20 protein-coding genes are annotated in these 21,033 nt (G+C 67.4%); 12 read left to right on the top strand and 8 right to left on the bottom strand.

Annotated elements, in window-relative coordinates; translation table 11 throughout:
• A partial coding sequence (locus A5646_RS01480) for a DUF429 domain-containing protein (RefSeq protein WP_156752821.1) occupies window positions 1-379 on the top strand: 379 nt, incomplete at its 5' end.
• A 7-nt stretch (window positions 380-386) separates the two neighbouring features.
• On the opposite strand, the gene A5646_RS01475 is transcribed toward A5646_RS01480, so the two are convergent.
• Complete coding sequence (locus A5646_RS01475; protein ID WP_067019366.1) at window positions 387-1,004, bottom strand: TetR/AcrR family transcriptional regulator; 618 nt, start codon at window positions 1,002-1,004, stop codon at window positions 387-389.
• Window positions 1,005-1,065: 61 nt separating this feature from the next.
• On the opposite strand from A5646_RS01475, the gene A5646_RS01470 reads away from it, so the two are divergent.
• Together A5646_RS01470 and A5646_RS01465 are read left to right on the top strand one after the other, a co-directional pair.
• The gene (locus tag A5646_RS01470) at window positions 1,066-1,983 is read left to right on the top strand and encodes an alpha/beta hydrolase-fold protein (protein ID WP_067019375.1); all 918 of its coding nucleotides are present in this window, start codon (window positions 1,066-1,068) and stop codon (window positions 1,981-1,983) included.
• Between the two features lie 18 nt (window positions 1,984-2,001).
• Window positions 2,002-3,585, top strand: coding sequence for a gamma-glutamyltransferase family protein (locus A5646_RS01465; protein WP_067019358.1), 1,584 nt, complete (start codon window positions 2,002-2,004; stop codon window positions 3,583-3,585).
• On the opposite strand, the gene purD is transcribed toward A5646_RS01465, so the two are convergent.
• Together purD and A5646_RS01455 are read right to left on the bottom strand one after the other, a co-directional pair.
• A complete protein-coding gene (purD, locus tag A5646_RS01460; protein WP_066863946.1) occupies window positions 3,582-4,850 on the bottom strand; it encodes a phosphoribosylamine--glycine ligase in 1,269 nt (422 codons plus the stop codon). The genes A5646_RS01465 and purD overlap by 4 nt on opposite strands.
• A 43-nt stretch (window positions 4,851-4,893) precedes the next feature.
• Window positions 4,894-5,301 (bottom strand): MarR family winged helix-turn-helix transcriptional regulator, encoded by a 408-nt coding sequence (locus A5646_RS01455; protein ID WP_066880275.1) that lies wholly within the window; start codon window positions 5,299-5,301, stop codon window positions 4,894-4,896.
• A gap of 73 nt (window positions 5,302-5,374) precedes the next feature.
• Here A5646_RS01455 and A5646_RS01450 point away from each other — a divergent pair, with 73 nt between their 5' ends.
• Entirely contained in the window at window positions 5,375-6,469 is a 1,095-nt protein-coding gene (locus tag A5646_RS01450) for an aldo/keto reductase (protein WP_066880273.1), read from the top strand.
• Here the strand turns inward: A5646_RS01450 and A5646_RS01445 are convergent.
• The gene (locus A5646_RS01445; protein ID WP_082984595.1) at window positions 6,457-7,692 is read right to left on the bottom strand and encodes a serine hydrolase domain-containing protein; all 1,236 of its coding nucleotides are present in this window, start codon (window positions 7,690-7,692) and stop codon (window positions 6,457-6,459) included. The two genes, A5646_RS01450 and A5646_RS01445, sit on opposite strands and share 13 nt — an antisense overlap.
• Window positions 7,693-7,832: 140 nt before the next feature.
• On the opposite strand from A5646_RS01445, the gene A5646_RS01440 reads away from it, so the two are divergent.
• Complete coding sequence (locus A5646_RS01440; protein ID WP_082984596.1) at window positions 7,833-11,156, top strand: LuxR C-terminal-related transcriptional regulator; 3,324 nt, start codon at window positions 7,833-7,835, stop codon at window positions 11,154-11,156.
• On the opposite strand, the gene A5646_RS01435 is transcribed toward A5646_RS01440, so the two are convergent.
• The 4 genes from A5646_RS01435 to A5646_RS01420 are packed head-to-tail and all read right to left on the bottom strand — an operon-like array spanning window position 11,153 to window position 14,712.
• Window positions 11,153-11,590, bottom strand: a complete 438-nt coding sequence (locus A5646_RS01435; protein WP_066863955.1) for a carboxymuconolactone decarboxylase family protein — start codon at window positions 11,588-11,590, stop codon at window positions 11,153-11,155. The two genes, A5646_RS01440 and A5646_RS01435, sit on opposite strands and share 4 nt — an antisense overlap.
• Window positions 11,590-12,447: an NAD(P)-dependent oxidoreductase gene (locus A5646_RS01430; protein WP_066880271.1), complete on the bottom strand. Its 858-nt coding sequence runs from the start codon at window positions 12,445-12,447 to the stop codon at window positions 11,590-11,592. Before A5646_RS01430 ends, A5646_RS01435 begins: the two co-directional genes overlap by 1 nt.
• Window positions 12,448-12,463: 16 nt before the next feature.
• Window positions 12,464-13,213 (bottom strand): SDR family oxidoreductase, encoded by a 750-nt coding sequence (locus A5646_RS01425; RefSeq protein WP_066880269.1) that lies wholly within the window; start codon window positions 13,211-13,213, stop codon window positions 12,464-12,466.
• Between the two features lie 29 nt (window positions 13,214-13,242).
• Window positions 13,243-14,712 carry an aldehyde dehydrogenase gene (locus tag A5646_RS01420; protein WP_066863963.1) on the bottom strand — a complete coding sequence of 490 codons (1,470 nt, stop codon included), beginning with the start codon at window positions 14,710-14,712 and terminating at the stop codon, window positions 13,243-13,245.
• Window positions 14,713-14,922: 210 nt separating this feature from the next.
• On the opposite strand from A5646_RS01420, the gene A5646_RS01415 reads away from it, so the two are divergent.
• The 7 genes from A5646_RS01415 to A5646_RS01385 all read left to right on the top strand — a co-directional run bounded on the left by A5646_RS01415 (window position 14,923) and on the right by A5646_RS01385 (window position 21,009).
• Window positions 14,923-15,558: a TetR/AcrR family transcriptional regulator gene (locus A5646_RS01415; protein WP_066863966.1), complete on the top strand. Its 636-nt coding sequence runs from the start codon at window positions 14,923-14,925 to the stop codon at window positions 15,556-15,558.
• Window positions 15,559-16,776, top strand: coding sequence for a cytochrome P450 (locus A5646_RS01410; protein ID WP_066863969.1), 1,218 nt, complete (start codon window positions 15,559-15,561; stop codon window positions 16,774-16,776).
• Window positions 16,777-17,601 carry an SDR family oxidoreductase gene (locus tag A5646_RS01405; RefSeq protein WP_066863971.1) on the top strand — a complete coding sequence of 275 codons (825 nt, stop codon included), beginning with the start codon at window positions 16,777-16,779 and terminating at the stop codon, window positions 17,599-17,601. It abuts the gene before it with no gap.
• Window positions 17,598-18,953, top strand: a complete 1,356-nt coding sequence (locus tag A5646_RS01400; RefSeq protein ID WP_066863974.1) for a cytochrome P450 — start codon at window positions 17,598-17,600, stop codon at window positions 18,951-18,953. Before A5646_RS01405 ends, A5646_RS01400 begins: the two co-directional genes overlap by 4 nt.
• A 13-nt stretch (window positions 18,954-18,966) precedes the next feature.
• On the top strand, window positions 18,967-19,176 hold the full coding sequence (locus tag A5646_RS01395) for a ferredoxin (RefSeq protein ID WP_066863977.1): 210 nt from the start codon (window positions 18,967-18,969) through the stop codon (window positions 19,174-19,176).
• A gap of 6 nt (window positions 19,177-19,182) precedes the next feature.
• The gene (locus A5646_RS01390; protein WP_066863980.1) at window positions 19,183-19,737 is read left to right on the top strand and encodes a hypothetical protein; all 555 of its coding nucleotides are present in this window, start codon (window positions 19,183-19,185) and stop codon (window positions 19,735-19,737) included.
• A 144-nt stretch (window positions 19,738-19,881) separates the two neighbouring features.
• Window positions 19,882-21,009, top strand: a complete 1,128-nt coding sequence (locus A5646_RS01385) for an NDMA-dependent alcohol dehydrogenase (protein WP_066863983.1) — start codon at window positions 19,882-19,884, stop codon at window positions 21,007-21,009.
• The last annotated feature ends 24 nt before the right edge of the window (window positions 21,010-21,033 follow it).

The raw sequence follows: 21,033 nt of genomic DNA, 5'->3' as shown, positions 1-21,033 counted from the left end.
CGAGGTCTACCCCCACGCGGCCACCGTCGCGTTGTTTCGCCTCGAGCGCACCCTGAAATACAAGGCGAAGCCCGGCCGCAGCGTCGAGCGGCTCAGGTCCGAGCTGTTGTTGCTCATGGACGGCGTCGAGCGGCTGGCGCGGGCCCCGGTGCCGCTGCGCGTGGCCGGGCACGACGGCTGGGTCGCGCTGCGCCGGGCCGTCACGGCCGCGCAGCGCAAGAGCGAACTGCGCCGCGCCGAAGACCCGGTCGATGCCGTGGTTTGTGCCTACGTGGCGTTGTACGCGCAGCGCCGCCCGCTGGACGTGACCATTTACGGCGACCTCGACACCGGCTACATCGTGACGCCGTCGCTGCCGGTGGACCCGATCCGCGCGTAACGGGCGCTCAGATCTGCACGGGCCGCTGATCGATCGGCGCGAGCACCTCGATGAGGTCGACCACCGCGCCCTGCGCCGCCGCGCGCGGGTCGCGCCCCTCCACCAGGGCCGACACCACCGAGCCATCGACCGCGCAGATCAACGTGCACACCAGTTCGATGTGCACCGATCGGCCCGAGCGCTCGATCGCCTCGGCCACCGCTTCGGCGCGCTGGCGCAGGCTGCGACGCATGGTCTCGCGCAGCGCGGGCAGCCGGGTGCACGCGATGTGCCGCTCGTAGCGCGAGATCAGCTGATCGGTCAGGCCCGGTCCGGACACGTCGCCGACGAGCAGGTCCGCCAACACCTCGGCGATGGTCTCCGGTCCGCGGCGCCGGCGCGACATGGCGCTGACCCGCGACCGCAACTGCGCCACCTCGATCATCGCGATGTGTTCGACGGCGCGTGCGATCAGATCGTCGAGCGACGAGAAGTAGTAAGTGGTGGAAGCCAACGGCAATCCGGCCCGCCGCGCCACCGCCCGGTGCCGCACCGCTTCGAACCCGCCCTCGGCCAGCAGCTCGGCGGCGGCGCTGACGAGCGCATACCGTCGACGTTCTCCTTTTGGAGTAACCGCTGCTGTCACGAGTAGCCATCGTGCCAGCCAAAGTGGTACTGCATTGCCATTTCGGCCAAACGGCCGGGGCATAATGGCCCGCATGCCCGACTTGAGCCGACGCGCCCTGCTCGGCCTCGGCGCCGGCGCGGCCCTCGGCGCGGTTGGCGCCTACGGGTTCGACATCCTGTTAGAACCGCGGACATCTCGCGCCGTGCCGGTATCGACGGCCGGCACCGGGATGCCGTTGGCCCCGTCGCCCGGCCCGCCCCGCGATCCGGCTCCGCCGGCGGCGCCCGCCCCCACCATGGTGACCGGTTCCTTCGCCTCCGCCGCCCGCGGCGGGGCCAACACCAACTGGGCCATCGCCCGCCCGCCGGGCCAGACCAAGCCGCTGCGGCCGGTGATCGCGCTGCACGGCAAGGGCAGTGACGCGTCCACGGTGATGGCCGGTGGCGTCGAACACGGTTTGGCGCAGGCCGTCGACGCCGGACTGCCGCCGTTCGCGGTGGTCGCCGTCGACGGTGGCGGCGGCTACTGGCACAAGCGGTCGTCGGGCGAGGACAGCGGCGCCATGGTGCTCGACGAGCTCATCCCGATGCTGGGAAACCAGAATCTGGACACCTCGCGGGTGGCGTTCCTGGGCTGGTCGATGGGCGGCTATGGCGCGCTGCTGCTGGGCGGCCGGCTGGGGCCAGCCCGTACCGCGGCGATCTGTGCGGTGAGCCCGGCCCTGTGGATGTCCTCGGGTGCCGCGGCGCCGGGGGCGTTCGACGGGCCCGATGATTTCGCCGCGAATTCGGTGTTCGGCATGCCCGCGCTGGCCTCGATCCCGATCCGAATCGATTGCGGCGACAGCGATCCGTTCTACTCGGCGACGAAGCAGTTCATCGCGCAGCTGCCCAACCCGCCGGCCGGCGGCTTCTCGCCCGGCGGGCACGACGGCGCGTTCTGGAGCTCGCAGTTGCCCGCCGAGCTGACCTGGATGGCACCGCTGCTGACGGCGTAAGGAGATACGCTCGCGGAGGTGACCGCACCTTTCGACTGGACCCTGCCGTACGCCTGGCCACGCAAGCCCATCCTGGCGGAAAACGTTGTGTGCACGTCGCAACCGCTCGCCGCCCAGGCGGGCCTGCGGATGCTCGCCCAGGGCGGCAGCGCGGTCGACGCGGCCATCGCCACAGCCATCACCCTGACGATTGTGGAGCCGGTGTCCAACGGCATTGGTTCGGACGCCTTCGCCATCGTGTGGGACGGCGCGCGATTGCACGGGTTGAACGCCTCGGGTCGCTCACCGGCCGCCTGGACACCGGAATACTTTGGCGGGCAGGACGTTCCGATCCTCGGCTGGAATTCGGTGACCGTGCCCGGCGCGGTGTCGGCCTGGACCGAACTGCACGCGAAGTTCGGCAAGCTCCCGTTCGAGCGGCTGTTCGAACCAGCAATAGCTTACGGCCGCAACGGCTTTCTGGTTTCACCGACGGTCGCGCAGCAGTGGGCCGCCCAGGTGCCGCTGTTCGAAGACCAGCCGGGGTTCGCCCAGGCGTTTCTGCCCGGCGGGCGGGCGCCCAGGCCCGGCGAGCGATTCAGCCTGCCCGACCATGCGGCCACGCTGGAAACGATCGCCGCGACCAACGGAGAGGCGTTCTACCGTGGCGAACTGGCCGCCAGGCTCGAGGCGCACGCACTGGCGCACGGCGGGGCCATGCGGGCCGACGATCTGGCGGCCCATCGCGCCGACTGGGTGGGCACGGTCGACGGCGGCTACCGCGGATACACGGTGCACGAGATACCACCCAACGGCCAGGGAATCGTCGCGCTGATCGCCCTGGGCATCCTGGAACACTTCGACTTGGCCTCGCTGCCGGTCGATTCCGCGGACAGCGTGCACCTGCAGATCGAGGCGGTGAAGCTGGCGTTCGCCGACGCCCAGGCGTATGTCGCCGACATCGAGCACATGCCGCTGTCGCCCGAGCGCCTGTTGGACCAGGAGTACCTGAAGCAGCGCGCGGCACTGATCGACCGCCGACGGGCCAGGCCGGCATCCGCCGGCGCCCCGGCGGGTGGAACCGTCTACCTGACCGCCGCCGACGCCGCGGGGATGATGGTGTCGATGATCCAGTCGAACTACATGGGGTTCGGCTCGGGCGTGGTGGTGCCGGGCACCGGGATCTCGCTGCAAAATCGGGGCGCGAATTTCACTGCCGCCCAAGGGCATCCGAACGCAGTGGCCCCGAACAAGCGCCCCTACCACACCATCATCCCGGGGTTTGTGACCAAAGACGGCGAACCGGTGCTGAGCTTCGGGGTGATGGGCGGAATGATGCAGCCCCAGGGGCACGTGCAGGTGATGGTGCGCATCGCCGACCACGGGCAGAACCCCCAGGCGGCGTGCGACGGCCCGCGGTTCCGGTGGGTGGAGGGCATGCAGGTCAGCTGCGAAACGGGGTTCCCGGTCGCAACGCTCGACGAGTTGCGCCGCCGCGGGCACGACCTGGTCGCCGTCGACGACTACAACCAATTCGGCAGCTGCCAGGCGATCTGGCGCCTCGACGGCGGCTATGTCGCGGCCAGCGATCCGCGTCGGGACGGTCAGGCCGCCGCCTTCTAGACGCGGATCTTGCCCTCGGCGGCCAGCTGGGCGATGTCGCTGCGGAAATGACTGCCCGGCAACCGGATCGAACGAACGACTTCGTAGGCCATGGATCGCGCGGCGGCCAGGTCCGCGCCGGTGCCCACCACCGACAGCACCCGGCCACCCGAGGAGACGATTTCCCCGTCGTCGCGCCGGGCCGTCCCGGCGTGCAGCACCCCGTCGGCTTCCGAGCCGACGATCACGTCACCCACCCGCGGACGGCCGGGGTAGCTCTCCGCCGCCACCACCACCGTCACGGCGGCGCCGTCGTGCCAGCGCAGCTCGCCGAAGTCCGCCAAGTTGCCGCTGCCGGCCGCGTACAACAACTGGCCGAGCGGTGATTCGAGCAGGGCTAGCACCGCCTGCGTCTCGGGATCGCCGAAGCGGCAGTTGAATTCGACCACCGCGGGGCCGTTGGAGGTGATCGCGAGCCCGGCATACAGCAATCCGCTGAACGCGCTGCCGCGCGCAACCATCTCCGCCGCAACGGGTTCGACGATGTTGCTGACGACGTCGCGGTACACCTCGTCGGGCAGCCACGGCACCGGGGCGTAGGCGCCCATCCCGCCGGTGTTGGGCCCGGTGTCGCCATCGCCGACGCGCTTGAAATCCTGCGCCGGCAGCAGCGGCACCACGGTTTCGCCGTCGACCACGCAGAACAGCGACACCTCCGGGCCGTCCAGATAGGACTCCAGCAGCACCGGGTGTCCCGCCTCGAGGAGCCCGGCGGCGTGCGCGCGGGCGACGGCGCGATCCGCGGTCACCACCACGCCCTTGCCCGCCGCCAGGCGGTCGTCCTTGACCACCCAGGCCGCATCCCCCGCCGGCGGGCCGAACCGCTGCAGGGCAGCGTCTAAATGCGCCGGGTTATCGACGATTTCGCTGGTTGCGGTGCGCACCCCAGCCGCGGCCATGACCTCCTTGGCGAAGGCCTTGGAGCCTTCGATGCGGGCGGCGTCCTTGCTGGGGCCGAAGCAGACAATGCCGGCGGCTCGCACCGCGTCGGCCACCCCGAGCACCAGCGGCACCTCGGGACCGATGACCACCAGGTCGGCGCGGACCTCGCGCGCCAGGGCGACGACGTCGTCCGCCGAGGTGATATCGACCTCGTGCTGGTCGGCCAGCCGCGCGGTGCCGGCGTTGCCGGGAGCGACCGCTAACCCCGTGACCTGGGGATCTTTGCGAAGCGCCAGCAGCAACGCATGCTCACGGGCACCGGAACCAATCACCAGGACACGCACGACACGTCAGACTAGCTGGTGCTGCGGCGCGCACCCACAGTCTCTAAAGGATTTTCTCGAGCAGCGCCTTGAGGTCGTTGCGCTGTGCGGCGGTGAGGCGCCCGAGGCGCTTGTCGAACTCGTCGGAGAGCAATCTCAGGCCGTGTTTGGCCGCCTGACGCCCGGCCGGGGTGAGCAGCAGCCGGTGCCGGCGCAGATCGGACGGGTCGATCTCGCGACGCACGAAGCCCGCCGCCTCGAGCCGCTTCAGGTACAGCGTCACCGTCGCCTTGGGCATGCTCAACGCCGCCGCCAGCGCGGCCGGGTAGGGGTGCTCGTCGATCTCGGCGAGCAGGAAGAGTTCCTTGGACTCGAGGCCCAGCGCGCAGATGTCGGCCTCGGCGCACGAGATGACCGAGAGCAGCACCCGGTAGTTCAGTGACCAGATCTTGGCCGCATCGACCGCAGACATCGACTTGCCAGATCGTTCAGGTATGAACTAGTTTTGTTTTGAACAACCGCATGGTCGAACAACTTACCAGGAAGTGGGCAGCATGCCGCTGGATGAATATGTGACACTCGGGCGATCCGGTCTGCGCGTCAGCCCCTTGTGCCTGGGCGCGATGACATTCGGCGAAGACCTGGGCTGGGGCACCAGTGTGGAAGAGTCCCAACAGATCATCGACCGCTACCTCGAACTCGGCGGCAACTTCATCGACACCGCCAACTTCTACACCCGGAGCCACTCCGAGAAGATCATCGGCGACCACGTCGGGCGCCACCCCGCCCGTCGCGATCGGCTGGTGATCGCGACCAAGTTCAGCGGCAACCTGTATCCGGGTGATCCCAACGGCGGCGGCTCGGGCCGCAAGTCGCTGATCAACGCCTGCGATAACTCGTTGCGGCGCTTGCAAACCGACTACATCGACCTGTACTGGCTGCACATCTGGGACGCCAACACCCCCATCGAGGAGACGATGGCGGCGCTCGAGGACCTCGTCCGGGCCGGCAAGGTGCGCTACATCGGCGTCTCGGACACCCCGGCGTGGAAGATCGCCCAGGCCAACCTGATCGCCGGTTTCCGCGGCTGGTCTGCGTTCGTCGGGCTGCAGGTCGAGTACTCGCTGCTGGAGCGCGCCATCGAACAGGACCTGGTGCCGATGGCGGCCGAATTCGGGCTCGGCATCACCCCGTGGTCGCCGCTGAAGAGCGGCGTGCTGAGCGGTAAGTACACCCGAGCCAACAGCGGCCGGCACAACGCCGACCGCGGCGCCCTGGTCGACGCCTTCCTCAACGAGAAGACCTACGCCGTCATCGACGAACTCGAGGCCATCGCGAAGGCACACGAGACCAACGTCGCCAGCGTCGCGCTGGCCTGGGTGCGCGCACAGCGTGCCGTCTCGTCCGTCATCATCGGCGCGCGCCGGCTCTCCCAGCTCGAGGACAACGTCCGCGCCGTCGACGTGACCCTCGGCGCCGACGAGCTGGCCCGGCTCGACGCCCTGACCAAGCCGAGCTTCGGCTTCCCGCACAACATGCTGGAGATGGCTCCGGGCATCATCAACGGCGGAACGACCGTCAACGGGGTCACCGCGCCGATCTCGGAATACGTGATGCCCGAAGGCGTTCAGCCGTACTGAATCGGCGACGAGGTCATCGAAAGTGCCTGATAGATCAGGCGGGTGTACATCCTGGTCCGCTCCGTTCCGGCTGGAGTGACTTGCCCCATCTTGTTCATGACGTAGGCGAATGTGGTGCGGCAGTAGGGATTCATGACCGCCATTGAGCCGCCCCAGCCGCCCCAGTAGCAGACTCGTTCATCGGGCATGTCCGGCACCGCCTCCCGATGCGGTAGCGCGAAGCCGATGCCCCATCGTGCGGGCATGGCCAGCACCAGGTCGGTGCAGTTGGCCTGCTCCTCGAAGATCAGGTCGATCGTCTCGGGCCTAAGCAGCCGCACGCCGTTTACGCTGCCGCCCAACGAGATCGGCGACAATGAGCGCACCAACGAGCGGGCGTTGCCATGCCCGTTGGCCGAGCCGATCTCCGCGCGGCGCCATGCGGTGGTCTCCGCGGCCAGCGCGGCCGCTGAGGTGGGTGGCACGGCGGCGAACGTCTTGCGCATCGGATGGTCGTCGGGCACCGCGTCGAGGGGCACGTCCAGCGGCGGTGGCGGAACGAGCTCGGCGATGCGCTCGTCATCCTCGGGCCGAGCACCGATCTGAAAATCGGCGCCGAGCGGTCCGCTGATCTGCTCGCGCACAAAGTTTTTCAGCGTCGAACCGGTGACGCGGCGGACGAGTTCACCGACGAGGTGACCGATGGTGATCGCGTGGTAGCCCGAGGCGGTCCCCGGCGGCCACCACGGCGCCTGGGCGGCGAGTTGCGACGTGGACTTGTCCCAGTCGTAAATGTCCTCGAGGCTGAAAGGCATCTCCCACCCGGACACCCCCGAGGTGTGACTGAGGACGTGGCGCACCTCGATGCGCTCCTTGCCGTTGGCGGCGAACTCGGGCCAGTACTTGGCGACGGGGGCGAACGGGTCGAGCAGGCCGCGGTCGATCAGCATCAGCGCCGCCAGCGCAGTCACATTCTTGGTGCTGGAGAAGACGTTGACGATTGTGTCGTGAGACCATTCCCGGGTTTTCGCTCGATCGGCATACCCGCCCCAGATGTCGACCACGAGCTCGCCGCCGATATCGACAGCGATGGCGGCGCCCAACTCGCCACCTGTGGTGACCTCGTCAGCCAGCGCGGCGACGAGATCCTCGAAGCGGCTGTCGTAGTGGCCATGTAATACGCCCGTGGTGAAGTGGGCATCGATTCCGGCATGGTTTGCGGCAAGACTTGCCTGGCTGTTCATGTGTCGCCTCCATTCGTTGGTGACCTCACTATGGATCGCGGCGAGTGAAGGAACATCCGCCAAAGGGCCTAGGCGCGCGGGCGGACGACCGAGTGGCTTTCTACGTCTTTGTGCCGATGTTTGCCGCCTCCAACCAGCTCATGCTGGCTAACATGGCTGAGACGGACCAACGCGTGGACACGCCACCATTGAACTGGAGCGACTTGGGCGTAACCGAGCTCCCGACCGGAACGGTGACGTTGCTGCTCGCAGACGTCGAGGGCTCGACGCGGCTCTGGCAGACCCAGCCCGAGCAGATGAGCGCCGCGATCGCACGGTTGGATCGGGCGGTATCGGACCTGGTTGCCCGGCACAGCGGGGTGCGCCCGGTGGAGCAGGGCGAGGGCGACAGCTTCGTGGTCGCCTTCGCCCGTGCCAGCGACGCCGCCGCCTTTGCTCTGCAGTTGCAGCGCACACCGCTGACGCCGATCCGTCTGCGGATCGGACTGCACACCGGCGAAGTGCAACTGCGCGACGAAGCAAACTACATCGGGCCGACCATCAACCGCGCGGCACGGCTGCGCGATCTCGCCCATGGGGGCCAGACGGTGCTGTCGGCGACCACAGCCGACCTGCTCGCCGACGCGGTTGGCACCCAAGCGTGGCTGCTCGACCTCGGCACGCACCCATTGCGGGATCTGCCCCGGCCCGAACGCGTAACGCAGCTCTGCCACGCCGACCTGCACAACGACTTCCCACCGCTTCGCGCATCGAAAAGCGCTGGGAAACAACACCTTCCGGCGCAGTTCACGAGTTTCGTCGGACGCGGCGCGGAAATCGAGGCCGTGCGGGAAATCGTCGTGGGCAACCGGTTGGTGACGCTGACCGGCGCGGGCGGTGTGGGCAAGACGCGTCTAGCAGTACAGATCGCGGACCGGATGGACACCGAGTTCACCGACGGCGTGTGGTACGTCGATCTGGCGCCGATCACCGATCCCGCCGTCGTACCGGTCGCCGTGACGCGGGCGTTGGGGCTGCCAGACCAAGCAGGGCTTTCGACGATGAACACGGTTACCCGGGCCATCGGCGGGCGGCGCATCCTCGTCGTCTTGGACAACTGCGAGCACCTGATCGACGCGTGCGCCACGCTGACCGAGGCGCTGCTGGGGGCGTGCCCCCAAGTGACTGTTCTCGCCACGAGCCGCGAGCCGATCCGGGTGGTCGGCGAAGTCGCCTGGGGGGTGCCCTCCCTGTCGCTGACTGACGAGGCGATCACGTTGTTCATCGACCGCGCGCACCAAGTGCGGCCTGATTTCGTTGTGACCGAACAGAACTCTGCCACCGTAGCGGAGATCTGCGAGCGCCTCGACGGCATACCCTTGGCGATCGAGTTGGCGGCCGCGCGGGTCCGCGCGCTGTCATTGGCGCAGATCCTCGACAGCCTGCACGACCGTTTCCGCCTGCTGACCGGCGGCGCGCGCACCGCCGTGCGCCGCCAGCAGACGCTGCGGGCGTCCGTCGACTGGTCGCACGCTCTGTTGACCGAGCCGGAACGCGTCCTGTTCCGCCGGGCAGCCGTATTCCACGGCGGTTTCGAACTCGATGCAGCACAACAGGTTTGCGGTGACAGCGACGTCGAGAGCTACCAAATTCTCGACCAGCTCACGCTGCTCATCGACAAATCGCTCATTGCGGTAGAAGACGGCGGCTTCGGAACCCGATACCGGATGCTGGAGACGGTTCGTCAGTACGCGCTGGAAAAGCTCGGCGAGTCCGGCGAAGCCGACGCCGTGCGCGCGCGCCACCGCGACCACTACACCTCAATGGCCGCGCTGCTCGACGAGCCCGGCCGCACCGGCTATCAGAGCAGGGTCGAGCGCGCGGCAACAGAGATGGACAATCTGCGCGCAGCGTTCGCGTGGTGCCGCGAGAGTGGCGAGATCTCCGAGGCGCTGCGCCTCGCATCGGCGTTGCAACCGCTTTGGACCACTCGCGGCCGTGTTCGGGAGGGGACGGCCTGGTTCGAAGCGGCGCTCGCCGACGCGGCGGCGCGCAACGCGGAGGTGCCGCCTGCCGTCCGCGCCCGCGCGCTTGCAGATAACGCCACTCTCGAGGGCGCGCAGACCATTCACGACAACATGGACAAGGCATTGGAGGCCCTGGCACTCGCCCGCGAGATCGACGATCCGGCGCTGCTGGTTCGCGCGCTCGCCGGTTGCGGCATCATCGCCGCCTTTGACGCGGCTGCTGCCAGTTCGTACTTTGACGAAGCGCTCGGACTGGCCCGCGCCGTGGGCGATGACAGGAGCCTGAGCCAAATCCTGGCGTTCCAAGCGTTCGCCGCGGTTACCGGCAAGGGTGACGCGATCGCGGCGCGTGCGGCCGGCGAAGAAGGGCGTGACATCGCCGACGCGATCGGTGATGGCTACACCTCCCGCGCGTGCCGGTGGTGTATTGGCTTGGCGCAGCAGTGGGAAGCCGATCTCACCGGAGCCGTAGCGCAATTCCGGGCCCTGGTCGCGGAGGCCGAGGCGGCGCACGACGAAACATGGCGGATGTCAAGCCTCGTCAGCCTGGGCCACTATCTCGCCTTCGCGGGCGACCCGGACGAGGCCAGGGCCGCGGCCACCGCGGCGGTCGAAGCCGCCGCGGATTTCAGCGCGTTCAATCAGGGCTTCGCCTATGCCGCGCTGGCGGTGGCAAACCTGGCCGCGGGCGACGTGGAAGCAGCGGCCGCCGCCGGCGAGGCGGCGTGGGAGCGCATGAAGGCCCAACCCGAACTGGCCGCGGTGAACGTCATCCCACTCGCGGACGTTGCCCTCGCGCGGGGTGACCTGACGGTGGCCCGCCGCTTGGCCGACGACGCCGTCACGGTAGCCCCCGGCATGCACCTGCTGCTCGCGCTGGCAAAGCGGGCGCGAATCGCGATCGCGCAAAACGATGTTGAGCAGGCGGCGCGTGATGCGCGTGATGCGCTCACCGGCGCCGGGGACCTGAAGGGGTATTACGTGGTCCCCGACGTCCTCGAATGCCTGGCCATCCTTGCGGCGAGCGCCGGGGCGAACCGAGAAGCCGGTCGCCTCTTCGGCGCCGCAGATGCGGTTCGCGGCCGCACCGGGTATGTGCGCTTCAAGATCTACAACGCCGCCTATGACACGTCGGTGGCAGCGCTGCGCAAGGTCATGGGCGAGAACGACTTCCGCGCGGCATGGGCCGAGGGCGCGGCGCTGTCGATCGAGGAGGCGATCGCTTACGCGCAACGCGGGCGCGGCGAGCGCAAGCGACCGGCAACGGGATGGGATTCACTGACCCCCGCCGAAATCAACGTGGTGAGGCTGGTCAGCGAGGGGCTGCCGAACAAAGCCATCGCCGGCCGGCTGTTCGTGTCCGCGCGAACGGTGCAGACGCATCTGAGCCACGTCTACTCCAAGCTGGGTATCAGCTCGAGAGTGCAACTTGCACAAGAGGCTTCACGCCACGCTTAGTCGTCCTTGTTGCCCGAGTGCATCTTCAGCGCGGCGTCGACGTTGCCCTTCTTGTCCTCCCCGGCGCCCTTCGCCGCGGCCTTCTTGCGTTTGGCCACCACGGCGTCGACGGCGCCGTTGAGCGCCGAACCCAGCGGGAAGCCGAGGTAGTGGGTGAGGAAGACCGCCATCTCCTTGAGCTCGTTCTCGGTGAGCTCGCCGTTGAGAAGCGCGGCGTTGATCTGGATCTCGGCCAGGTCGCGGTTCCCGATCGCGGTCACCGCGGTCAGCGTCATGATGCGCTTGTCGCGCATCGACAATCCCGGTCGCGTCCAGATGTTGCCGAACAGGTGGTCGACGGTCAGGTCGAAGTACGCGTCGCCCTCGATGTTCGGCATCTCCCAGCCGTAGACCTCGTTCATCTTCGCGAGGCCCTTGCTGCGCAGCTCGTCCATTACGCCTCTTTCTCCGTGTGTGGTACCCCGAGGCCCGCGGCCAACCGCTGGTAGGCCAGCTGGGCGAGCGGCAGATCGACCGACACCGATTCGCCGAGAGCCAACGCCAGGCTCAGGTCCTTCTCCCCCAGCTCGCGGGCGTGCAGGAAGGACTGGTACAAGAAGTTGTCCGGTTCAAGGTCTTTCATGTTGCCGCGGACGATGATCGCACCCGGGCCGCTGGTCAGCGCGTCGGTGTGGCGCACCACCCGGCCCAGCGCCTGCAGGTCCAGGCCGGCGGCCTCGGCGAGTTTCATGGCCTCGCAGGCCGCGGCGTACGAGGTGAACGTCAACATGTTGCGGGCCAGCTTCATTCGGGTGCCCGCCCCGGGCTCACCGGCGTGGATGACCACCGATGCCCAATGTTTGAAGGCCGGCTTGATCCGCTCGTACACCTCCCGCTCGGCGCCCACCATGGTGGCGAGTTCACCCTTCGCCGCGGCGGCCGCGCCACCGCTGACCGGCGCGTCGACGATATGGATGCCGTGCGGCTTGTGCTCGGCGGCGAGCTCGACGGCCGTGGTGTCGCTGATGGTCGAGTGGATCGCGATGACGGTGCCGGGCTTGGCGTGCGCGGCCAGCTCGCCGACCACCTCGCGCACCTGGGCGTCGTTGAGGACGGTGATGTGGATGAGGTCGGCGCCCGCGACGTCGGCGACGCTGTCGGCCAGGCCGGCGCCCTTTTCCACCAGCGGGGTCATCGCCTCGGTCCGGATGTCGTAAACCGTTATTCCGCCCGGCCATTCGGTCATCTTGGTGGCCATCGGCGCGCCCATGTTGCCCAGGCCGATGTAGCCAAGCTTCAGCTGATCAGTCATCTGGCATCGCCTCCCGTCACGACCGGATTATCTGTCCGCCGTCGACATTGAAGATCTGTCCTGTGATCCACGAGGCCTCGTCGGAGAGCAGGAACAGGCACATGCCGACCAGGTCCTCGGGCGTGCCCATCCGCGACAGCGGCAGGCCCTTGACGATGTCGTCGACCATCTCCTTCGGGGTGGTGGTCCGATTGGCCTCGGTGTCGATGGGGCCGGGGGCGATCGCGTTGATCCGGATCTTCTGGCCACCCAGTTCGCGGGACAGCTGCTGGGTCAGGCCGTTGATTCCGACCTTGGCCAGGCCGTAGTAGTTCGCGTAAAGCCATGCGGCGGTGGATGATTGGTTGACGATCGCGCCGCCGCCACGCTTGGCCATCTTCTTGTACACCGCGCGCGTGCACCACAGCGCGCCGTCCAGGTTCACGCTCATGAACTTGCGGTAGTACTCAGGATCGATGGTGAGCAGGAAGTCCAGCTTCATGCCACCGAAGATCGCGGCGTTGTTGACCAGATAGTCGATGCCGCCGAATTCCGCGAGCGTGCGGTCGGCCATCTCCTTGGCCGACGCCGGGTCGGACACGTCGACCGGAATGCTGATGGCCGTTCCACCGTCGGCGACAATCTGTTTGGCGACCGCATCGGCGGCTTCGGCGTTGATGTCGGCGACCACCACCGCCGCGCCCTCGCGGGCCAGCGCCTCGGCGTACGCCTGCCCGATGCCGCCACCGGACCCGGTGACGATGCCGACTTTGTTCTCGAATCGCATGTTTTCCTCTCGGTCGCCTAATGGCGCGGTCACTGCACAGCGGTGGCGATGGTTTTGACTTCCAGGTATTCCTCGAAGCCGGCCACGCCCATTTCACGGCCGTTACCGGATTGCTTGTATCCGCCGAACGGCGCGTCGGCGGAGTACCAGACACCGCCGTTGACATTGACGGTGCCTACCCGCATCCGCGACGCGAAGTTGGCCGCGCGTTCCGGGTCGGCGCTGAACACGGTGCCGGACAGGCCGTATGGCGAGTCGTTCGCGATGCGCAGCGCATCGTCTTCGCCGTCGTAGGCGATCACGGTGAGCACCGGTCCGAAAATCTCCTCACGGGCAGGCCGGGCGTCGTTGGTCAGGCCGGCGATCACGGTCGGTTCGATGAAGAAGCCGCGGTCCTTGTCCGCCGGGCGGCCGCCGCCGCAGGCGAACGTCCCGCCCTCGGCGATCGCCAGGTCGAGGTAGCTTTGCACCCGCTCCCGCTGCCGCGCCGAAATCACCGGCCCGCAAACGGTTCCGGAGTCGTTGGGGTCGCCGGGCTTGATCGAGCCCATGGTGCCCGCCGCGATCGCGACGGCCTCGTCGTAGCGGGCTCGCGGCACCACCAGCCGCGTCGTGATGGCGCACCCCTGCCCGGCGTGCATGGCCGCGGTGAACGCCGACATCGAGCACGCCCCGCCCAGGTCGGCATCCTCGAGAACGACGAACGCCGACTTGCCGCCGAGCTCCAGGAAAACCCGCTTGATGGTGGCGGCGGCGTCGCTCATGACGCTGCGGCCCGTCGCGGTCGACCCGGTAAATGAAACCATATCCACCCGAGGGTCTTTCGAGAGCAGTGCGCCGACCCGGTGGTCGTCGGACGTGATGATGTTGACGACGCCGGGCGGGAAGTCGGTGTGTTCGGCGATGATCTCACCGAGCACCGCGGCACACCAGGGCGTGTCCGGTGCGGGCTTGAGCACCACGGTGTTGCCGGCGGCCAGCGCGGGCCCCAGTTTGGCGAGGTTGATCTGGTGCGGGAAGTTCCACGGCGTGATGGCGCCGACGACGCCGACGGCTTCGCGCGCGATCGTGCGCCGGGTCGGGATGCCCATCGGCGACGCCTGGCCGAGGTCTTGGTTCCACTCGTAGGACTCGGCGGTGTCGGCGGCGAAGCTCAGGTCACCGACCGGTCCCTCCAGTTGCGCGGCCGAAGTGAGCATCCGCGGGGCGCCGACCTCGGCGATGGTGATGTCGCGCAACTCTTCGATGTGGTCGCGCATCGCGTCGCGCAGCTGCCGGATGCAGCGCACCCGCAATTCGGTGTTGCGGGACCAGTCGGTCTCGTCGAAGGCGCGCCGCGCGGCGTCGATCGCGCGGTCCAGGTCGCCGGCGTCCGCGTTTGCGGCGACGCCCAGCACTTCCTCGGTCGCCGGGTTCACCGTGGGGAAGTTGCCGGCGCTGCCGGCCGACAGCTTGCCGTCGATGAACAGTTCACTCACGCCGTCGGCCAATAAGGCCATGTCCCGCTCCCGTCTGTGTGCGGCCAACCCGGCACGCCAATCTAGTGGACAGCTGTCCGATATTGTCCGATCGAACCATAGCCGCCAGGCCGTCGGCGGTGCAAGAGCCGATCTCGGGCATCCCTCGCCGAGAGGGTTGAAATGGGTATTACGCTGCGTATTTCGGCTGCGGGGTTGCCTCGCGCCGATCCGATCCTCTAGCTTGGACATGTGTCCAGCGATGCACTGGTGACGATCACCTCCGGCGGCGACCGCCAGGCCGGTCAGCCGGCGCGCAACCGTCGCCAGGAGGAGACGTTCCGCAAGGTGCTCGCGGCGGGCATCGAAACTCTGCGGGAGAAGTCCTACGCCGACCTGACGGTGCGGGCGGTCGCGGCGCGGGCCAAGGTCGCACCGGCGACCGCGTACACCTACTTCTCGTCGAAGAACCACCTGATCGCCGAGGTCTATCTGGACCTGGTGCGCCAGGTTCCGTTCTTCACCGACGTCAACGACCCGATGCCGGTCCGGGTGGACAAGGTGTTGCGGCACCTGGCGCTGGTGGTCGCCGACGAGCCGGAGGTCGGCGCCGCATGCACGACGGCCTTACTCGGCGGCGGGACCGATCCCGCGGTGGGTGCGGTGCGCGACCGCATCGGCGCCGAGATCCACCGCCGCATCGCGACCGCCATCGGCCCCGGGGCCGACCCTAACACCGTGACCGCGCTCGAAATGATGTTCTTCGGCGCACTGGTCCAGGCGGCCAGTGGCCAGTTCACCTATCACCAGATCGCCGACCAATTGGCCTATGTGGTGAATCTGATCTTGCCCGGCCCCGGCGAGACAAACCAGGAGACACGAACCTAAATGACCGTCCATGTGGGCGACCACGAGCTGGTCCTCGACCCCTACGACTACGACTTCCACGAAGATCCGTACCCGTACTACCAGCGGCTGCGCGACGAGGCCCCGCTGTATCGCAACGACGAGCTGAAGTTCTGGGCGTTGTCGCGCCACCAGGACGTGCTGCAGGGATTCCGCAACAGCACAACGCTTTCCAACAAGTTCGGCGTCTCGCTGGACCCCGCCTCGCGCGGCCCGCACGCCAGCAAGACGATGAGCTTCCTCGCGATGGACGATCCCGCCCACCTGCGGCTGCGCACCCTGGTCTCAAAGGGCTTCACGCCCAGGCGGATTCGCGAACTCGAGCCGCGGGTCACCGAGATCGCGACGCAGCATCTCGACACCATGATGGAAAAGGCGCAAGGCGGCACCGTCGACTACGTCGACGAGTTCGCCGGCAAGCTGCCGATGGACGTCATCTCCGAGCTGATGGGTGTCCCCGAGCCGGATCGGGATCAGGTACGGGCCTGGGCCGACGGGGTGATGCACCGCGAGGAGGGCGTCACCGACGTGCCGCCGGAGGCCGTCGAAGCCTCCCTCAACCTGATCGTCTACTACCAGCAGATGGTGGCCGAGCGGCGCGAGCAGCTGACCGACGACCTGACCTCCGCGCTGCTGGAGGCCGAGATCGACGGCGACCGGCTCACCGACGACGAGGTCCTCGGCTTCATGTTCCTGATGGTGATCGCCGGCAACGAGACCACCACCAAACTGCTTGCCAATGCCGCGTTTTGGGGTCACAAGAACCCGGATCAACTGACGCCGGTCTACGAGGACCTGACGCGGGTGCCGCTGTGGGTGGAGGAGACCCTGCGCTACGACACCTCCAGCCAGATCCTGGCTCGTACCGTGTCCGGGGAGCTCACCCTGTATGACACCACCATTCCCGAGGGCGACGTCCTGCTGCTGTTGCCCGGGTCCGGGCACCGCGACGAGCGGGTCTTCGACAACCCTGACGACTACCTCATCGGGCGCGAAATCGGGCCCAAACTATTGAGTTTCGGTAGCGGCGCACACTTTTGCCTGGGCGCGCATCTAGCGCGGATGGAAGCCCGGGTTGCGCTCACCGAGTTGTTCAAGCGAATCCGCGGCTACGAGGTGGACGAGGCCAACGCCGTCCGCGTCCACTCGAGCAATGTCCGCGGATTCGCTCACCTACCAATGAGCGTGGAGGTCCGCTGAATGCCCCGCTTTGAACCCTTGCCCGAACGCCGGCCCGCGATCGTGGCCGGCGCTTCCTCCGGCATCGGAGAGGCCACCGCCATCGAGCTCGCGGCGCACGGCTTCCCGGTCGCGCTGGGCGCCCGCCGGGTGGAGAAGCTCGAGGACATCGTCGGAAAGATCAACGCCGACGGTGGCGAGGCGGTGGGATTCCATCTGGACGTCACCGACCCGAACTCGGTGAAATCTTTTGTGGCACAGTCGACCGACGCGCTCGGCGACATCGAGGTGCTGGTGGCCGGAGCGGGTGACACCTACTTCGGCAAGCTCGCCGAGATCACTACCGACGAATTCGAGTCGCAGCTGCAGATCCACCTGGTCGGCGCCAACCGGTTGGCCACCGCGGTGTTGCCCGGCATGCTCGAGCGACAGCGCGGCGACCTGATCTTCGTCGGATCCGACGTCGCCCTGCGTCAGCGCCCGCACATGGGTGCCTACGGCGCGGCCAAGGCCGCGCTGGTCGCGATGGTCACCAACTTCCAGATGGAACTCGAGGGCACCGGCGTGCGGGCCTCGATCGTGCACCCCGGCCCCACGAAGACGTCGATGGGCTGGAGCCTGCCGGCCGAGAAGATCGGGCCGGCGCTGGAGGACTGGGCCAAGTGGGGCCAGGCCCGCCACGACTACTTCCTGCGCGCGGCGGACTTGGGACGCGCCATCACGTTCGTCGCCGAGACGCCGCGCGGTGGCTTCATCGCCAACATGGAGCTTCAGCCCGAAGCACCGCTGGCCGACAACAAAGACCGCCAGAAACTCGCGCTCGGCGAAGAGGGGATGCCGTCATGACCACAACAGCTACGGTGCCCCGGGTTTCCGGCGGCGAGGAAGAGCACGGCCACCTCGAGGAATTCCGCACCGACCCAATCGGTTTGATGAAGCGCGTCCGCGAGGAATGCGGGGACGTCGGCTGGTTCCAACTGGTCGACAAGCACGTCATCCTGCTGTCCGGTGCCGGCGCCAACGAGTTCTTCTTCCGCTCCGCCGACGAGGACCTCGACCAGGCCGAGGCGTATCCGTTCATGACGCCGATCTTCGGCAAGGGCGTCGTGTTCGACGCCAGCCCGGAGCGGCGCAAGGAGATGCTGCACAACTCGGCGCTGCGCGGCGAGCAGATGAAGGGGCACGCGGCCACCATCGAGGGCGAAGTCAAGAAGATGATCGCCGACTGGGGCGACGAGGGCGAGATCGAGCTGCTCGACTTCTTCGCCGAGCTGACCATCTACACCTCGACCGCGTGTCTGATCGGGCTGAAGTTTCGTGAGCAGCTCGACCACCGGTTCGCCGAGTACTACCACGAGCTGGAACGCGGCACCGACCCGCTGTGCTACGTCGACCCCTACCTGCCGATCGACAGCTTCCGGCGCCGCGACGAGGCGCGCGTGAAACTGGTTGCGCTGGTGCAAGAAATCATGGATCAGCGGCTGGCCAACCCGCCGAAGGACAAGGCCGACCGCGACATGCTCGACGTGCTGGTCTCGATCAAGGACGAGGACGGCCGGCCCCGGTTCTCCGCCGACGAGGTCACCGGGATGTTCATCTCGCTGATGTTCGCCGGGCACCACACCAGTTCGGGGACCTCGGCCTGGACGTTGATCGAGTTGATCCGCCATCCCGAGGTGTACGCCGAGGTGCTGGCCGAGCTCGAGGAGCTCTACGCCGACGGCCAGGAGGTGAGTTTCCATGCGCTGCGCTCGATTCCAAAGCTGGACAACGTGGTCAAGGAAACCTTGCGCCTGCACCCGCCGCTGATCATCCTGATGCGCGTCGCCAAGGGCGAGTTCGAGGTCGAGGGCTTTCCCATTCACACCGGTGATTACGTCGCGGCCTCCCCGGCGATCTCCAACCGGATCCCCGAGGACTTTCCCGACCCGGACGCGTTCAAGCCCGACCGCTACAACAAGCCCGAGCAGGCCGACATCGTCAACCGGTGGACCTGGATTCCCTTCGGCGCGGGCCGGCACCGCTGCGTCGGCGCCGCGTTCGCCCAGATGCAGATCAAGGCGATCTTCTCGGTCCTGTTGCGCGAGTATGAATTTGAGATGGCTCAGCCGGCAGACAGCTATCACAACGATCACTCCAAGATGGTGGTGCAGCTCGCGCGCCCGGCCAAGGTGCGCTACCGCAAGCGCAGCGCGTAAGGGAGTAAGTCCAATGGGCGGATTCAGGATCGAAGCGGATCTGGATTTGTGTCAGGGCCACGCCATGTGCGAACTGGAGGCGCCGGACTACTTCCGGGTGCCCAAGCGGGGCAAGGTCGAGATCGTCGACCCCGAACCGCCCGAGGACGCCCGCGACGAGGTCGAGCGCGCGGTCGATATGTGTCCCACGCAAGCACTGTTCATCAAAGAGAAAGAAGACTGAGGACCCATGACTTCCAAGACGTCACACTCACGCGAAGACCTCGAGGCATGGGTCGACCGCTGGCTGCAGGCCAACAAGGACTGCGAAAAGGCCGGTGACTGGCGGCCGTTGGCCGACTTCTACACCCAAGACGCCACCTACGGCTGGAACATCGGCCCCAAAGAGGACGTGATGTGCGTCGGGATCGACGAGATCCGCGACATCGCGCTCGGCCTGGAGATGGAGGGGCTGGAGAACTGGGTGTACGAATACCAGAAGGTGCTCATCGACGAGAAGCAGGGCGAGATCGTCGGCTTCTGGAAGCAGATCGTCAACAAGAACGACGGCACCCGGGACGAGATCTACGGCATCGGGGGCAGCTGGTTCCGACTCAACGAGGACCGGCTCATCGAGTGGCAGCGCGACTTCTTCGACTTCGGCCACGTCGCGTACATGTTCGGCAAGCTCATCGAGTCCGGGGATCTGAGCGACGGCATGCAGAAGCGCATCGAGCGCAGCGTCGCCGGGGAAAAGCTGCCCGGCTACTACCCGCTTGGCGAGGCTCCCGTCCCCATCTGGTGAGGGGGAGCCAACCAAGCATTTGATTTGTTGCACGCGCTATGCTGACGCGACAAGGGTGCCTGTGGCACTCGTCACCTAGCTGGCCGGCATGAAGGGGCCGGTCAGCTCTGATCAATTCAAAGGCGAAATGGGGTCAGGACCATCGTGAAGACAAAAGGCGCACTGATCTGGGAGTTCAACCAGCCCTGGTCTATCGAGGAAATCGAGATCGGCGACCCGCAAGCGCATGAGGTCAAGATCCAGATGGAAGCGGCGGGCATGTGCCACTCCGACCATCACCTGGTCACCGGGGGCATCCCGATGGCCGGTTTCCCGGTGCTCGGCGGCCACGAGGGCGCGGGCATCGTCACCGAGGTCGGTCCCGGCGTGGACGACATCGCCCCGGGTGACCACGTCGTGCTGTCGTTCATCCCGTCGTGTGGGCAGTGTCCGACCTGTCAGGCCGGCATGCGCAACCTCTGCGACCTGGGCGCCGGCCTGCTGGGCGGCGCCGCGGTGTCCGACGGCACCTTCCGCATCCAGGCCCGCGGCCAGAACGTCTACCCCATGACGCTGCTGGGAACGTTCTCCCCCTACATGGTCGTGCACCGCAGCTCGGTGGTGAAGATCGACCCGTCAGTCCCGTTCGAGGTCGCCGCGCTGGTCGGCTGCGGCGTCACCACCGGTTACGGCTCGTCGGTCCGCACCGCTGACATCCGCCCGGGCCAGGACGTCGCCATCGTCGGCGTCGGCGGGGTGGGCATGGCGGCGCTGCAGGGAGCCGTCAACGCCGGCGCCCGCTACATCTTCGCGATCGACCCGGTCGAGTGGAAGCGCGACCAGGCGCTGAAGTTCGGCGCCACCCACGTCTACCCCGACATCTTCGCGGCGATGGCGGGCATGGCCGAGGTCACCTACGGCCTGATGGCCCACAAGGTCGTGGTCACCGTGGGCGAGCTGCAGGGCGCCGACGTCGACAACTACCTGAACATCACCCAGAAGGGCGGCACCTGCGTGCTGACCGCCATCGGCAGCCTGCTGGACACCAACGTCAACCTGAACCTGGCGATGCTGACCCTGATGCAGAAGAACCTGCAGGGCACCATCTTCGGTGGCGGCAATCCGCAGTACGACATCCCGCAGCTGCTGTCGATGTACAAGGCCGGCAAGCTGAACCTGGACGACATGATCACCCGCCAGTACAAGCTGGAGCAGATCAACGACGGCTACCAGGACATGCTGGACGGCAAGAACATTCGCGGCGTCATCCGGTTCACCGACGCCGACCGGTAACCACTTGTCAGCCGCGTCCGCTCA

The sequence above is a fragment of the Mycobacterium sp. 1245499.0 genome (assembly GCF_001673615.1).
Lineage (GTDB): Bacteria > Actinomycetota > Actinomycetes > Mycobacteriales > Mycobacteriaceae > Mycobacterium > Mycobacterium europaeum_A.
This window is presented reverse-complemented; position numbering and strand designations above follow the sequence as displayed.